Annotated in this window: 9 protein-coding genes, 2 rRNA genes and 1 pseudogene; 7 read left to right on the plus strand and 5 right to left on the minus strand. The window is 62.0% G+C overall.

Annotated features, from left to right (window positions below):
- Positions 1-423 precede the first annotated feature (423 nt).
- The 6 genes from ABD884_RS24680 (at position 424) to ABD884_RS24705 (ending at position 9,954) form a co-directional block, all read left to right on the plus strand.
- A 23S ribosomal RNA gene (locus ABD884_RS24680) occupies positions 424-3,561 on the plus strand.
- 146 nt (positions 3,562-3,707) lie between these two features.
- Positions 3,708-3,824: ribosomal RNA gene (gene rrf / locus ABD884_RS24685) — 5S ribosomal RNA — on the plus strand.
- 558 nt (positions 3,825-4,382) lie between these two features.
- The gene (locus ABD884_RS24690) at positions 4,383-4,667 is read left to right on the plus strand and encodes an HU family DNA-binding protein (RefSeq protein WP_184739845.1); all 285 of its coding nucleotides are present in this window, start codon (positions 4,383-4,385) and stop codon (positions 4,665-4,667) included.
- Positions 4,668-4,772: 105 nt separating this feature from the next.
- Positions 4,773-6,938 (plus strand): bifunctional copper resistance protein CopD/cytochrome c oxidase assembly protein, encoded by a 2,166-nt coding sequence (locus ABD884_RS24695; protein ID WP_345053936.1) that lies wholly within the window; start codon positions 4,773-4,775, stop codon positions 6,936-6,938.
- Positions 6,938-8,911 (plus strand): NHL domain-containing thioredoxin family protein, encoded by a 1,974-nt coding sequence (locus tag ABD884_RS24700; RefSeq protein WP_345053939.1) that lies wholly within the window; start codon positions 6,938-6,940, stop codon positions 8,909-8,911. Before ABD884_RS24695 ends, ABD884_RS24700 begins: the two co-directional genes overlap by 1 nt.
- 188 nt (positions 8,912-9,099) lie before the next feature.
- Entirely contained in the window at positions 9,100-9,954 is an 855-nt protein-coding gene (locus ABD884_RS24705) for an endonuclease domain-containing protein (RefSeq protein WP_345053942.1), read from the plus strand.
- A gap of 99 nt (positions 9,955-10,053) precedes the next feature.
- On the opposite strand, the gene ABD884_RS24710 is transcribed toward ABD884_RS24705, so the two are convergent.
- From ABD884_RS24710 to ABD884_RS24720, 3 genes and pseudogenes are all read right to left on the minus strand, one after another.
- Entirely contained in the window at positions 10,054-11,046 is a 993-nt protein-coding gene (locus ABD884_RS24710) for a zinc ribbon domain-containing protein (protein WP_345055299.1), read from the minus strand.
- 92 nt (positions 11,047-11,138) lie between these two features.
- Positions 11,139-11,329 (minus strand): annotated as a pseudogene (locus tag ABD884_RS24715) (helicase HerA-like domain-containing protein); the annotation flags it as partial.
- Positions 11,330-11,417: 88 nt separating this feature from the next.
- Positions 11,418-11,978 (minus strand): dihydrofolate reductase family protein, encoded by a 561-nt coding sequence (locus tag ABD884_RS24720; RefSeq protein WP_345053945.1) that lies wholly within the window; start codon positions 11,976-11,978, stop codon positions 11,418-11,420.
- Between ABD884_RS24720 and ABD884_RS24725 the strand changes: the two genes are divergently transcribed.
- Positions 11,977-12,642 (plus strand): DinB family protein, encoded by a 666-nt coding sequence (locus ABD884_RS24725; protein WP_425548304.1) that lies wholly within the window; start codon positions 11,977-11,979, stop codon positions 12,640-12,642. The genes ABD884_RS24720 and ABD884_RS24725 overlap by 2 nt on opposite strands.
- A 5-nt stretch (positions 12,643-12,647) precedes the next feature.
- Here ABD884_RS24725 and ABD884_RS24730 read toward each other — a convergent pair whose 3' ends face one another.
- Complete coding sequence (locus ABD884_RS24730; RefSeq protein ID WP_345053948.1) at positions 12,648-13,175, minus strand: GNAT family N-acetyltransferase; 528 nt, start codon at positions 13,173-13,175, stop codon at positions 12,648-12,650.
- The gene (locus ABD884_RS24735; RefSeq protein ID WP_345053953.1) at positions 13,172-15,130 is read right to left on the minus strand and encodes an FAD/NAD(P)-binding protein; all 1,959 of its coding nucleotides are present in this window, start codon (positions 15,128-15,130) and stop codon (positions 13,172-13,174) included. The genes ABD884_RS24730 and ABD884_RS24735 overlap by 4 nt, the downstream gene beginning before the upstream one ends.
- Positions 15,131-15,195 lie beyond the last annotated feature (65 nt).

The following is a 15,195-nucleotide window of genomic DNA, read 5'->3' on the forward strand; positions in this document are numbered from 1 at the left end:
ATAGCGGCCGGTGTTTTTTCTGTGCTTAGTACGGTTGTCTCTCGTTTTGCGGGGGGTGGTCTGGAAGGGTGCGGGGAGGGTGTTGGTGTTCGTGTTTGGCACACTGTTGGGTCCTGAGGCAACAGGGTCGGGAGGGGTTGCGTGGCCTGTGAGGGTTGCGTGGTTTGTTCCGGGTTTGTTTGTTTCTGGTTTCCTGGCTGCATGGTTCGTGCGTGTGGTTTCCTGTTCCTGGTGTTTTTTGTGGGGGTGGGGGCTGGTGCGGGGTGTGTGGTACGGGGTTGTTGTTTGAGAACTACATAGTGGACGCGAGCATCTAGGCACGGGCGGGCTTTCGGGTTTGGTCCGTGTCTTACAGCAATTTCTTTTTTATGAACCCGGCCATTTTGGTGGTTTGGTTCTTTCGAGAGTTTTTGATCTTTGTGTGGTCAAGTTTTTAAGGGCACACGGTGGATGCCTTGGCATTAGGAGCCGAAGAAGGACGTAGGAATCTGCGATAAGCCTGGGGGAGTCGATAACCGGACTGTGATCCCAGGATGTCCGAATGGGGAAACCCCGCCAGGGGCGTTTAGGCGTGATCTGGTGACCCGCATCTGAACACATAGGGTGTGTGGAGGGAACGCGGGGAAGTGAAACATCTCAGTACCCGCAGGAAGAGAAAACAAGAGTGATTCCGTTAGTAGTGGCGAGCGAACGCGGATGAGGCCAAACCGTTCCATGTGTGATAGCCGGCGGGCGTTGCATGGGCGGGGTTGTGGGACTTTCCGTACTGGTTCTGCCGGACCGGTGGGGTGTGGGTGCAGGCATAGGTGAACGGTCTTGAAAGGCCGGCCGGAGAGGGTGTTAGCCCCGTAACCGTAATGTTGTGTACCGCCTGGAGAGGATCCCAAGTAGCACGGGGCCCGAGAAATCCCGTGTGAATCTGTCAGGACCACCTGATAAGCCTAAATACTTCCTAATGACCGATAGCGGACCAGTACCGTGAGGGAAAGGTGAAAAGTACCCCGGGAGGGGAGTGAAACAGTACCTGAAACCGTGTGCTTACAATCCGTCGGAGCAGCCTTGTAGTTGTGACGGCGTGCCTTTTGAAGAATGAGCCTGCGAGTTAGTGTTACGTCGCGAGGTTAACCCGTGTGGGGTAGCCGTAGCGAAAGCGAGTCTGAATAGGGCGAGTTAGTGGCGTGATCTAGACCCGAAGCGGAGTGATCTACCCATGGCCAGGTTGAAGCGACGGTAAGACGTCGTGGAGGACCGAACCCACTTCAGTTGAAAATGGAGGGGATGAGCTGTGGGTAGGGGTGAAAGGCCAATCAAACTCCGTGATAGCTGGTTCTCCCCGAAATGCATTTAGGTGCAGCGTTGCGTGTTTCTTGCCGGAGGTAGAGCTACTGGATGGCCGATGGGCCCTACAAGGTTACTGACGTCAGCCAAACTCCGAATGCCGGTAAGTGAGAGCGCAGCAGTGAGACTGTGGGGGATAAGCTTCATAGTCGAGAGGGAAACAGCCCAGACCACCAACTAAGGCCCCTAAGCGTGTGCTAAGTGGGAAAGGATGTGGAGTTGCGAAGACAACCAGGAGGTTGGCTTAGAAGCAGCCATCCTTGAAAGAGTGCGTAATAGCTCACTGGTCAAGTGATTCCGCGCCGACAATGTAGCGGGGCTCAAGTACACCGCCGAAGTTGTGGATTTCAGATAGTAGACAAGCCTTCGTGGTTCAGTCGTCTGGAGTGGTAGGGGAGCGTCGTGTGGGCGGTGAAGTCGCGGTGTAAACCAGCGGTGGAGCCTACACGAGTGAGAATGCAGGCATGAGTAGCGAAAGACGGGTGAGAAACCCGTCCGCCGAATGATCAAGGGTTCCAGGGTCAAGCTAATCTGCCCTGGGTAAGTCGGGACCTAAGGCGAGGCCGACAGGCGTAGTCGATGGACAACGGGTTGATATTCCCGTACCGGCGAAGGACCGCCCATGCCAAGCGGGGGATACTAACCGCCCGGAGCCTGCCCTATCACCCTTGTGGTGTGCGGGTTTTGGCCGAGCGCGGGATCTGATCCCGGGAGGTAAGCGTATTAACAGGTGTGACGCAGGAAGGTAGCCGGGCCGGGCGATGGTTGCCCCGGTCTAAGGATGTAGGGTCAGCGATAGGCAAATCCGTCGCTGTGTCTTTGATGACGTTCCTGAGATCTGATGGGACCCCCGTTCGGGGGGATCCGGTGATCCTATGCTGCCTAGAAAAGCATCGACGCGAGGTTCTAGTCGCCCGTACCCCAAACCGACACAGGTGATCAGGTAGAGAATACCAAGGCGATCGAGAGAATTATGGTTAAGGAACTCGGCAAAATGCCCCCGTAACTTCGGGAGAAGGGGGGCCCCTACCTTGAACACCACTTGCTGGTGGGAGGGGATCGGGGCCGCAGAGACCAGGGGGAAGCGACTGTTTACTAAAAACACAGGTCCGTGCGAAGTCGCAAGACGATGTATACGGACTGACTCCTGCCCGGTGCTGGAAGGTTAAGAGGACCGGTTAGCCGCAAGGCGAAGCTGAGAATTTAAGCCCCAGTAAACGGCGGTGGTAACTATAACCATCCTAAGGTAGCGAAATTCCTTGTCGGGTAAGTTCCGACCTGCACGAATGGAGTAACGACTTCCCCGCTGTCTCAACCATAAACTCGGCGAAATTGCAGTACGAGTAAAGATGCTCGTTACGCGCAGCAGGACGGAAAGACCCCGAGACCTTTACTATAGTTTGGTATTGGTGTTCGGAGTGGCTTGTGTAGGATAGGTGGGAGACGTTGAAGCCCGGACGCCAGTTCGGGTGGAGTCATCGTTGAAATACCACTCTGGTCACTTTGGACATCTAACTTCGGCCCGTGATCCGGGTCAGGGACAGTGCCTGATGGGTAGTTTAACTGGGGCGGTTGCCTCCTAAAAAGTAACGGAGGCGCCCAAAGGTTCCCTCAGCCTGGTTGGCAATCAGGTGTCGAGTGTAAGTGCACAAGGGAGCTTGACTGTGAGAGAGACATCTCAAGCAGGGACGAAAGTCGGGACTAGTGATCCGGCGGTACATTGTGGAATGGCCGTCGCTCAACGGATAAAAGGTACCTCGGGGATAACAGGCTGATCTTGCCCAAGAGTCCATATCGACGGCATGGTTTGGCACCTCGATGTCGGCTCGTCGCATCCTGGGGCTGGAGTAGGTCCCAAGGGTTGGGCTGTTCGCCCATTAAAGCGGTACGCGAGCTGGGTTTAGAACGTCGTGAGACAGTTCGGTCCCTATCCGCTGCGCGCGCAGGAAATTTGAGAAGGGCTGTCCTTAGTACGAGAGGACCGGGACGGACGAACCTCTGGTGTGTCAGTTGTACTGCCAAGTGCACCGCTGATTAGCTACGTTCGGATGGGATAACCGCTGAAAGCATCTAAGCGGGAAGCTCGCTTCAAGATGAGATTTCCAAACACCTCGTGTGTGAGAGGCCCCCAGCCAGACCACTGGGTTGATAGGCCGGATGTGGAAGACAGGACTAAAGACTGTTGAAGCTGACCGGTACTAATAGGCCGATAACTTACACCACACAACCATTACTGCTTGCGTCCACTATGTGGTTCCCGAACAACAAAACCCGTTGCTCCAGGAACCAAACAACTGAATAACAACACCACCATGTTGTAACCACAGTCTTCCCACCCCCCGCCAACACGGGGGGACGGGTAACAGGGTTACGGCGGTCATAGCGTGGGGGAAACGCCCGGTCCCATTCCGAACCCGGAAGCTAAGACCCACAGCGCCGATGGTACTGCACCCGGGAGGGTGTGGGAGAGTAGGACACCGCCGGACAACCATTAACGTTCAGGCCCCGACCACGATGTCGGGGCCTGAACCATTTAACCAACCACCCACCCACCCACCCATACACAAGTGAGCGGGCGCCCGGACAGAACCCCAAACCCTCCATCACACATCAGGCGCTTCCCCCAAACCCTCCATCACCAATCCACCAGTTGCCAGCACCCCCCGCTCACGTACATATGAGCGGGCGTCCGGACAGAACGCGGCATAAGTGAGCGGGCGCCCGGACAGAACGCGGCATAAGTGAGCGGGCGTCCGGACAGAACGCGGCATACGTGAGCGGGCGTCCGGCCCGGAACCGCGCATAAGTGAGCGGGCGTCCGGCCCGAACCGCGCATACGTGAGCGGGGGTCTTGGGGGCCAAGGAGTTCGCCCGCGGCGGAATTGGCCCCCAAAAGCGCCTGAAATAGGGTGAATTTCGTCAAAAAAGCGCGGAAACACGGGGAATTTGCTGGCCGTGTCCGTCCAAGCTGGTAAGTTTTCGAACAGTGGCTCGCGCGCATGCCGTGTGTGAGCTCCAAAATCGTAAAGTCCAGGAGGACACAAATGGCTAAGAACCGTAGCGAACTCGTTTCCGAGGTAGCTGGCAAGGCTGGCACAAGCCAGGCTGCAGTCAACTCCGTGCTCGATGCACTGTTCGAAGTTTTCGAGACTTCCGTCGCCGCCGGCGAAAAGATCACCATTCCGGGCTGGCTCGCAATCGAGCGCACCGACCGCGCAGCCCGCACGGGCCGTAACCCCCAGACCGGCGAGACCATCCAGATCGCCGCTGGCCACAGCGTTAAGCTGACCGCTGGCTCCAAGCTGAAGGCAGCAGTCGCCAAGAAGTAAGACACTTCGGCGAACGGCTCGAAAGGCGGCAACCTGCGGGTTGCCGTCTTTCTGTTTTAGTCAGCTCGATTCGCGGCGCCGCCAACGTTAGCGGACAATGGATAGGTGCCATCAGCCAAAACACCCGCCACCGCCCCCTCGCCCGCTTCCAAGCCGGGAAGAAAGGCAGTTGCCGTCGTGGAAGGGATCTCCCTCCCATGGCAGCTGGCTGGCTTCGCTGCGCTCCTTTTAGCGCTCGTGGCTGCCTTGGTCTTCTCCGGCGCCTCAGCCGCACGGCAGGTGTCCGATCCAGGTGCCCTGGTCCGTTGGGGCCTACCGGTGGCCACAGCGGTCCATAACATATCGTTGGCGACCGTGATTGGCGGACTGATCTTCGCCGTCGGCATCCTTCCTCGGCATGCGTCCGGCTCCAGGGGCAGCGATGCCGCTGAACACCCCGCGTTCGCCCGTGCCCTGGCCGTAGCGGCAGCCGCAGGTGCCGCCTGGACGCTCTCCGCCGTCGCGGTCCTTGTCCTGACCTACGCGGACGTGGCAGGCCAAGGTGTGTCCGGTGACGCGCAGTTTACTGCCTCCCTCGTGTACTTCATGACCGACATCCAGACGGGCCAGGCTTGGCTCGCCGTGACCATCATTGCCGCGATTGTCACGACGGCGCTGTTCGGCGTCCGCTCGCTAGCAGGACTCGCGCTGACGCTCGCGTTGGCGCTGGGCGGCTTGGTGCCGAGCGCGCTGATTGGCCACTCTGCGAGTTCCAGCGACCATGAAGGCGCCATCAACTCCCTTGGCCTTCACCTGGTGGGCGTGTCCGCTTGGGTGGGCGGCATCATCATGCTCGGAGTTCTCTCGGGCATCTTGGGGGGTTCGAAGGCACTGGGCGCCAAGGACATCACTGCTCAGACTCTTGGCCGTTTCTCCACCTTGGCTGGCTATGCCTTCGTGCTGGTGTTCGCCTCAGGAGTGATCAACGCGAGTATCCGCGTCACGACCTTCTCGGCCTTGGTAGGTACCCCATACGGTCAGATCATCCTGGCCAAGGCCTTCGCCACGGTTGTCCTCGGCGGTGTCGGCTTGATGCACCGGCAATGGGTGATCCCGCAGCTGGCCCGAAAATCGATGAGCACGCGCCGTGTTCTGTGGCAGCTTGTGCTCGTGGAACTGTTGGTGATGGGCGCGACGTCGGGACTCGCCGTCGCGCTGGCCAGTTCGGCGCCACCGCAGCTCGCCACCTATGCACCCGATGCGTCGCCGGCGTTCATCTTGTCCGGCTACGAGTTGCCGCCCGAACTCACCCCGGTGCGCTGGCTGACCGAATGGCGGCTCGACTGGCTATGGGTTGCCGTGGCCCTCTTCGGCGCGGTGAGCTACATCCAGGGAGTCGTCAAGGTTCGCAAACGCGGCGACTCCTGGTCCGTGTTCCGGACAGTGAACTGGATGATCGGCTTGGTTGTACTGACGTACATCACGTCCGGGCCACCCTCGGTTTACGGCCGGGTGCTGTTCTCCGCACACATGGTGGACCACATGGCGCTGACCATGGTGGCCCCGCTTTTCCTGGTGCTCGGTTCACCGGTGACCCTGGCATTGCGTGCGCTGCCATCGCGCGGCGAAGGATCCCGCGGGGATGGCTCCCGTGGACTCCGTGAGTGGATCCTTGTGTTCGTGCATTCCAAGTTTTCGCAAGTGGTGACCCACCCGCTGTTTGCCGCTGCGAACTTCGCTGGTTCGATCGTCTTGTTCTACTTCTCCGACGCATTCGGCTTCGCGATGCGTGAGCACGTGGGCCATGAGCTCATGAACCTCCACTTCCTCCTGACCGGCTACATCTTTGTGCTCACGATGATCGGCTCGGACCCGTTGCCTCGCCGGGCGCCCTACCCCATGCGCTTGCTTCTCTTGCTTGCCACCATGGGCTTCCACGCATTCTTCGGGGTGGCCATCATGGGTGGCACCGGCTTGCTTGCTGCGGACTACTTCGGCAACCTTGGCCGGACATGGGGGCCCTCTGCCCTGTTGGACCAGCAGACGGGCGGCGCCGTGGCATGGGGAATCGGCGAAGTGCCCACCTTGCTGGTGGCGATCGGCGTCGCGGTCATGTGGTCCCGTTCGGATGAGCGGGAGACGAAGCGGACCGATCGGGCGGCAGACAGGAATAACAACGCCGACCTTAATGCTTACAACGATATGTTTGCGCGGCTTGCAGACCGCGACGCCAAACTGGCGGGCGGGGACTCAAAGCAGCCCGAAAGCAAGACCAACCTGGAAGGACGCTGATGAGCGAAACCGTACGCACCCAACTGCGTGTCCGTGCCTCTGAACTGGTGGGCCGTGGCTGGCTCAACACCGGCGGGAAGGCACTGGACCTGGAATCGCTGCGCGGCAAGATCGTGTTGCTGGATTTCTGGACGTTCTGCTGCATCAACTGCCTGCATGTCCTGGATGAGTTGCGCCCGCTCGAGGAAAAGTACGCCGACGTCCTGGTGACGGTCGGCGTGCACTCTCCCAAATTCGAGCACGAAGCCGATCCCGTAGCCCTCGCATCCGCTGTGGAGCGTTACGAAATCCACCACCCCGTGCTGGACGACCCGGAGCTCGCCACGTGGAAGGCCTATACGGCCCGCGCTTGGCCCACGCTGGTAGTTGTGGACCCCGAGGGGTACATCGTGGCGCACCTCTCCGGTGAGGGGCACGCGGACGGCCTCGCAGTACTCCTCGAGGAGCTCGTGGCCGAGCACGAAGCCAAGGGGACCCTCCACCGCGGTGACGGACCCTATGTGGCTCCCGTCCCGACGTCGGGCACTCTTCGCTTCCCGGGCAAGGCGACCCAGCTGGACAACGGCAACTACCTCGTGGTCGACTCCGGTCACCACCGCCTCGTGGAACTGCGGCCCGACCTTGAAACCGTGGAGCGCGTCATCGGCTCCGGGACCAAGGGGTACCTGGATGGTGTCGCGGAAATCGCCCAGTTCAACGAGCCACAGGGCGTGGCGGTTCTCCCGTCGTCGCTCGCTTGGCAGCTCGGGTACGAAGCAGTGGTCGCGGACACCGTGAACCATCGCCTCCGCGGTGTCACGCTCAGCTCCGGTTATGTGCAGACTGTTGCTGGCAATGGCGTGCAGCGCCTGCTCGACGCCGGTCCTGCCCGCGTGACGGAAAGCGGGGCCGGCGCTTGGGCTCAGCACCACGACGCCGGTCCGGCTGACTTCGCTGCCGACGCGGTGGACGTCGGGGTGCTGGGTATTGGGACCGGGGTGTCCCTGTCCTCGCCGTGGGACGTGGTGTGGAGCGAGAAGCTGCAGCGGGTTGTCATCGCCATGGCGGGCACTCACCAGATCTTCACTTTCGAGCCATTGAGCGGCGAAGTGTCCATCCTGGCCGGCTCGGGCCTTGAGGGCCTGCTTGACGGAGCTGCGGAGGAAGCTTGGTTCGCCCAGCCTTCCGGGCTGGCTGTCGATGCGGACCACAACATCTGGGTGGCCGATTCCGAGACCTCGGCATTGCGCCGCCTGGTGCTTCGCGAAACCGGCGTCACCGTGGAGTCGGCCGTCGGCAAGGGGCTATTCGATTTCGGCTTCCGCGACGGCCAAGCCACCGAAGCACGCCTGCAGCACCCCTTGGGCGTCACGGTGCTTCCCGATGGATCCGTAGCTGTCGCTGACACTTACAACGGTGCCGTGCGGCGCTACGACCCCGCCACCAAGACGGTGTCCACTTTGGCGAGGGGCCTCACGGAGCCGAGTGACGTCGTCGTGGTCTACCCGGAAGGCGGCGAGCCGTTGCTGGTGGTGGTGGAATCCAACAAGCACCAGCTGGTTCTGGTTCCCATCCCCAAGGAAGCCCAGCAGGTGGATGAAGGGGCATCTCAAACGCATCGGCCCAAAAGCCCTGTGGCGCCGGGAAAGATGGAACTCACGGTTCGTTTCAAGGCGCCGACCGGACAGAAACTCGACGACCGCTGGGGCGACCCTACGCAACTGAAGATCTCGTCCACCCCTCCCGAGCTGCTGCTGTCCGGCGGTGGCACCTCTGTCGGTCTGCTCCGGACGCTCGAACTGTCCGCGGATGTCCCCGAGGGGGTCCTCCACATTACGGCCCGTGCGGCCGCGTGTGATGGTCCTGAGACCGAGGACGGCGAAATCCCCGACCACGCCGCGTGCCACTTGTACCAGCAGGACTGGGGCATCCCTGTGGTTTTGCAGGCCGACGGCGATTCCGAGCTGGTGCTTGACCTGCGCGGCATGGACTAAGCTCCGGTTTTGGCTGGGCGGCTGCGTCACGTCACGCATCTTTTTGGCTCCTTGTGCCGGTACCGGTCCCGGAGATCCGGGGTTTTGAGTACTGAGGTCCGCCAAAAAACTGCACGGCGTGACGCTGAATTGTCCACATAGGCCAAGAGAAAGCCGACGGCGTCGCCTCCGGGCGGCATCATGGCTTCATGGACGTTGAACAGGCACTGAACCGGTGTGGCGGCGTCGCGCGAAGGCCGGTGCTGGCGCGGTTTGGAATTAGCGACGCGCAGCTCAGGAAAGCGGTACTCGGCGGGGTGCGACAACCCGCGCGCGGCATCTATGCGCTCGCGTCCGCACCAGATGCCGATGTGGAACTGGTTCGAAACCGCCAATCACGGACCTGCGTCAGCGCGGCGCCATTTCATGGACTGTGGGCGATTGACCATTCGGGTCCCCCGCACGTGCATCAGCTCCGCAGCCATGGGCGCAACGAGGTGCATCACGGCGGTTTGGTGTTACCGTCGCATCCGCACAGGCCTGTGGTCTCCTTGGCCGACGTCCTCATTCACGCCCTCCGATGCCTGCCTTGGCAGGAATCCCTCGTCATGGTGGAGTGCGCCGTGGGTAGGGGCGACATGACGGTCCCCTTTCTGCTTGAGCGGTTGCCTGGAAAGCGCAACGGTAAGGCGCGCGAAGTCCTTCAGTGGGTTGATCGGGGGGCCGATTCGCTCCTGGAGACGTTGGCGCGGACGCATTTCCGCAGGGCCGGCATCCATGTCCAGCCACAGTTCTACATCGACGGCGTGGGGTACATGGACCTGTTACTGGACGGTTGGCTGCTCGTGGAACTCGACGGTCGCCATCACGCTGAATGGAAGCAAGTGAAGAAGGACCACCGCCGCAACAACTTGTCCGTTATTCAGGGGTACACGGTACTTCGTTACTACTATTCGGATGTGGTGCACGACTCTGAGGCCATGGTTGCGGAGGTGCTTGCCGTTCTGGGGCGGGGAAAGTCGGCGGACCGAGCGTCGACTGTGTCACGCTTAGCAACTTTTTAGCGCCCAGCGTCGGGGACAACGCCGGACACTCAGGGATTCGGGAGTCGGTCACGGCCAAAAACCTGCGCTATGTGACGCTGGCCCGCGTCGCCACGTGCCCTAGAAGCTCACCAGGGGGGTGACGGTAATGGTGTCTGCACCGATGTCCAGTCGCGTCGTGAAGCTGAAGTCGTGGACGGCGTTAAGGTCCCCCACCATTCCGCTGAAGAGGTCCACTTCGCGGGCGGTTACCCGGGCCTTGCCGTTGAGGGGTGCTACGACCCATTGGCCACCAAAGGGATCGATGCTGACCTTGGGATACTCGGTGATTTCCCATTTGATGGTGCCATCCATCACACGGCTGTTGGTCACATGGTAGAACGGGCAATCGGGCTGGAGCTTCTGTTGCTTGGTGGCTTCGGCGGCGCAGTTGTCCAGGAATTCCTTGACCTTGTCGCTCACCGCCGTGATCATGGCGTCGGTGGGCTTCGTCACGAGATTGAGCGGTGCTTGGGGCAAAGTGCCGCTAGTTACTGCGGTGTTGGTGGACGGTGCCGAGAAGTATTTGCCGGTAAGGCTGGCTTCGTATTGGCCGGGGTAGAACACGGCAAAGCTGTTGCGGCCATCGGGTAGGTTCACGGGGACGCCGTTCAGGGTCGCCTCAGTGGAGTTGACCACGGTCACCTCGATTGTCGGCAAGGACGCCGGGACGAAGGACCACTTGCCGAAGAACAGCCATTCAGTGCCCGTGCGCTCAAGCAAGAAATCCGAGTGCAAAGCCTTGCCGTCAATCTGGTAATCCATGGGGACCGTCACCCGGTTGGCTCCACGGGATTCGGAGTTGCCGATCTTGATATCGGTAATTTTCGACGCGGCCGTTTGCAGCGCTGTGCCGTCCAGCATGGCGGCGTTGGCGTTGGGCACGGAGGCGTGAAGGAGCCCGAGGGCTTCCCCGCCATGCCCCTTCTGAAGGGCGTCAAGGTAATCGCGAACCTGCTGCTGCGGACTGGCTATCGAATTGCTCACCAGGTTGACGGCAACGATCGCAGCGGCCACAGCAAGCATCAGGCCGAGCAGCCACCCGGCCGCGGCCTTGACCAACGCTTGACTCAACTGCACGCCCTTTACGTTACCTGCCGGGTCCGCAATACCTGAGCATGCTTCCCCTGACGTGACGAATGAACATGCTTCGGAAGGCCCGACGGCGGCCGGCAGGCCGTGGACAGTTGTTCCGCCATCATGTGCCGGTGCCGGTGCCCGTGGCGCCGGCCACCAAGCCATGCCGGTTCATCATGGAAAGCGGCAACCGGACTTGCGCTTCCTTGTGGACTTCGCCGTCGATGATGGCGGCAACTAGCTCGATGGTAGCGCCTTCGAGGGTGTATCCCTGCTGGATCGTCGCGAGCTTTTCAGCTGTGGATTTGTTGGCGGTGCGCGTAGCCTAACCGTGCAGGCCTGAAGAAGGGCCGAATTAATTGGAGGTTCTACTCATCCCCCTTGGCGTACCTAAGGTAAACGACGCCGTTGCCGAAGCGGTGCTCGTCCAGTAACTCAAGCGTTATCCGTACGTCGTCCGGGAGGTACTGTTTGCCGCCCCCGACGACGACTGGCGTGAGGAAGAGGCGGAACTCGTCCACCAAGCCAGCTTTGATGGCTTGGGCTGCGAGCGTTGTGCCACCAATGGACATGTCCCGCGGTGCGGTCTCTTTCAGCGCCCGGATGGCTCCGGCGTCGAACTCCCGCTCAATACGCGTCCTGGCGGTGGACGGACTTTCCAGGCTCGTGGAGTACACAATTTTGTCGGCGGCACGCCAGATCTCGGCGTAGTCCCGGATGACGGGTGGCTCCTGGGAGAGGGACATGTCCTCCCAGACCGCCATGACCTCGTACATCCTCCGGCCGAGGAGGTACGTGCCGACGGGCCGTTCGAGGTCATTGACGAAGCTGTGCACTTCTTCGTCCGGCATGCTCCAGTCGAACTTGCCGGCGGCGTCAGCGGTATAGCCGTCCAGAGACATGATCCCTGTGTAAATCAGTTTGGCCATGCACCGACGCTACACAGTCGCGATCATCCCGAGAAGGGTGCCCGAATCTGACGCAGCCGGAACCGCCAACGGTATAGTGCCCGGCATGGATGACAAAGCGATTTTGCTCAAATACCTGCGTGCGCGCCGAGGCGAGCTCCTCGGCAAGCTCGACGGACTCGACGAGTACGACGTCCGCCGGCCCATGACCGCTACCGGGACCAACCTGCTGGGGCTTGTGAAGCATGTGGCCAGCGTGGAGCTTGGGTACTTCGGGGAGGTCTTTGGCCGGCCTAGCGGCAGGGACTTGCCTTGGTTTGCCGACGATGCCGAGGCCGACGCCGATCTGTGGGTTCCGTCCGAAGAGAGCAGGGAGGAGATCATCGAACTGCATCACTTCTCGGCCGAGCACAGCGATGCAACTATCGAGTCCCTGCATCTGGACGCTCCTGGGAAGGTGCCGTGGTGGGCGGAAGAACGCCGCCACGTGACCCTTCATCAGATCCTGGTGCATATGTGCGTCGAGACGGCTCAGCATCTGGGGCATGCCGACATCCTCAGGGAACTCATCGATGGCTCCGCCGGGAAAGGCCCTGGAGACCCGAATTTGTCACAGCGCAGCACCGAAGAATGGGGTGATCACCGGGCCCGGATTGAAGCCGCGGCTCGCCAGGCAGCCAGGTAGGAATCTCACGCCCCGATGGAACCCAGGTCCTTCGAAAACGCCAAGTGCTTGATTTCTTCCGGATCCGCATCGAGGTCGAACAAAGGGGTGTAGCCGGTAGCCAGATAGAGGTTCTTGGCTTCGGGCTGCCGCGGACCCGTGGTCAGGTAGATCTGCCGGTAGCCGCGCCGGGCGGCCTCGGCTTCCAGCTCCGCGAGAACCACCCGGGCCAACCCTCGACGCCGGTGTGCCGAGTGGGTCCAGATCCGCTTGAGTTCCGCCGTGCTGGAGTCGTAGCGGCGGAATGCCCCGCCCGCGACGGTTTCGCCGTCTTCCTGCAGGATGAGCAGGGCGCCGTGGGGTGCGGTAAACTCGCCGGCCGGGTACCTGTTGAGCTCCTCGGCCGCGCCACCGCTGCCAAACAAGTCCCCGTAGCGCGTGGTGTATTCGACGGCGAGTTCCTCCAGGAGGGGTTTTACGCGCGGATCGTGCATGGGCAGACTCAGAACACCCCACCCAACTGGGTCGCATTTGTTGTCGTTATGAGGCGTCATAGCGACAACAAATGCGAGCTAGTTGGGTGGCCGGTGCCGGGGTGAGCGGCAGAGGGGGCGGCGAGTTCGGTGAGGAGGCGGCGGGCCAAGGCGTCGTTCTCGCGGAACGGTGCAGCGTTGGTGCCGGGCCGCGCGAACGCACCCGCGCCCCAACCCGAGGTCCAGGGTCCGACGGCGAAGAGGCCCACCTGCCGTCCGCCGTCGGGAGCCAACACCTCGTGCGAACTCGAGACCAACAGCTTACCCGTGGAGTGGGGACCGTCCGAGGTGAGGAGCAACTGTTCGGTTCCCCAACCGGCGTCGTGCAGGTCCGCCAGCGCAGGGTTCGCTGAGCGCGCCACCGACGGCGGCGGCAAGCGGGCTTCGATATATGCCGGTGCGTCCACCACCACGGGTGATTGGAAGGATCCGGCCACGAACCGGCCGCTGGCCTCGTCCGGACGCACCCACATCCCGGGCCCAAGGAACTGCAGCAATCCGACCCTGTGCAGGGCGAGGGTTTCATGGAGACGGTGCGGTGGCGGCCCGGAATCCACGAAGCTGAAGAAGCCGTGCCACCATCCGTGCACCGCTTGCTGGGAGCGCGAATTGAGCCGCTCCTGGGGGACCAGCCGGCCTAGCTCCATGTAGACGCGGAGGAGGGCTGAAAACAAGGCCAACGTCTCCGAATGGTCGGGGCTGGTGCGGAGGTTGAGGTCGCGTTCGATGTAGCTCACCACGGACCTCTGAACGGCAGCGTGGTCCGCGAAGGCGCAGCCGCTGAAGGGTTGGTCCAGCGCTTCGAGGTCCAGCCGGAGCGCCGGGTCCGGGATCGCCGCAGCAACGAGGTCTTCGCGTTCGCGGCTATACCAATCCAGAGCATCGAAGCGCGCCGAAAACTCGTCCCAGCCGCCGCGGACCCGTTCCGGATAGCCGGTGAAGAGCTCGCGGTAATAGGCGTAGCCGGCGTCCTTGGCGACGAGGGGCCAGAGCTGGGCGCGGAAATCCAGTTCTTCGTGGGCCTCAAGCAGCGATTCGACGGCGGCCGCGGTGAAGTACCGCAGTGCGCCGACGGGCTCCCCGCGCAGGGTGGAAGAGATCTTGGAGTGGTAGGGGACTCCGCGCCGGGAGCCTGCCCAGAGCCGCGGTTCGGCGCCGGACGGCACATAGTCCAGGCCGCCGTCGGGCCTGTTTTCGAAATGGCCGCCGCGCCCCTCGAACAAGAGCACCAGCAGGTCGACAAACGCCAGCCCCATGCCTGAGACCAGGACGTCCTGGCCGGGGGCGATCGCTGAATAGCCGACGTCGGCGGTATACGACGGCGCCGCGTGGAACCCTCCGTGCCGGGCGGCGAAGTCCGCGAGGCGTGCCGATTCCGGCTCGGTTTGGGAATCTGTGTGGCCCAGCGAATACACGACGAGGCCGGCCTCGAGCATCGTACCCGAGGAGAGCCGAACGCTGTACCTCGCGCCGCCGTCGGGCAGCTGTGAATGCTCGACGGCGGTGGCCGTGTCCCGGTGAACCGTCACTTCGGCGTCCGGTCCGAGGCCCGCAACGGCGTGACGGAAGAACCATTCGAGGTACTTGCCCTGGAGCTGGCGGCTGGGAAATGAGGCTGGAGTCAGCGTCCGAAGCTGCTCAAGGATATGTGGCTCCAATGGCGGAACGTCGCGGATGGACCCGTCGAGCACTCCGGCAGCCCAGGCGGCCAGTCCCGGACCCTTGACGGGGGGACCGGCGCAGGCCACGGAGCCGTCGGTGAACATCGTGACGTCCGCAGCGGTGGAGTTGAGCAGAAGCCCCGGGCTCTGGTCATAGCGCCAGATCCTCCCGGAACCGGGTTCATGCGGCTCCACGATGTGGATGGCCAGAGGGCCGTCGAAGAGTCCGGGCTTGTTGGCCGTGAGCCGTTCGAGGATGCCGGCTGAGCGCGGACCACCGCCGATGAAGGTGATGGTGGGGACAGAGGACGGCATGGCAACTCCTGTTTGCAGTGGCTGGTGGTACCCGAGCCTAGGGAGGTGGTGGGGCTTCGGTCGAG

This window comes from Arthrobacter methylotrophus (genome assembly GCF_039539965.1).
Taxonomy (GTDB): domain Bacteria; phylum Actinomycetota; class Actinomycetes; order Actinomycetales; family Micrococcaceae; genus Arthrobacter; species Arthrobacter methylotrophus.

Excerpts from the sequence above, each read along its gene's own strand:
- ABD884_RS24725 (WP_425548304.1), top strand. The coding sequence starts at position 11,977 with ATGCACCGACGCTACACAGTCGCGATCATCCCGAGAAGGGTGCCCGAA.
- ABD884_RS24700 (WP_345053939.1), top strand. The coding sequence starts at position 6,938 with ATGAGCGAAACCGTACGCACCCAACTGCGTGTCCGTGCCTCTGAACTG.
- ABD884_RS24735 (WP_345053953.1), bottom strand. The coding sequence starts at position 15,130 with ATGCCGTCCTCTGTCCCCACCATCACCTTCATCGGCGGTGGTCCGCGC.
- ABD884_RS24690 (WP_184739845.1), top strand. The coding sequence starts at position 4,383 with ATGGCTAAGAACCGTAGCGAACTCGTTTCCGAGGTAGCTGGCAAGGCT.
- ABD884_RS24730 (WP_345053948.1), bottom strand. The coding sequence starts at position 13,175 with ATGACGCCTCATAACGACAACAAATGCGACCCAGTTGGGTGGGGTGTT.
- ABD884_RS24705 (WP_345053942.1), top strand. The coding sequence starts at position 9,100 with ATGGACGTTGAACAGGCACTGAACCGGTGTGGCGGCGTCGCGCGAAGG.
- ABD884_RS24720 (WP_345053945.1), bottom strand. The coding sequence starts at position 11,978 with ATGGCCAAACTGATTTACACAGGGATCATGTCTCTGGACGGCTATACC.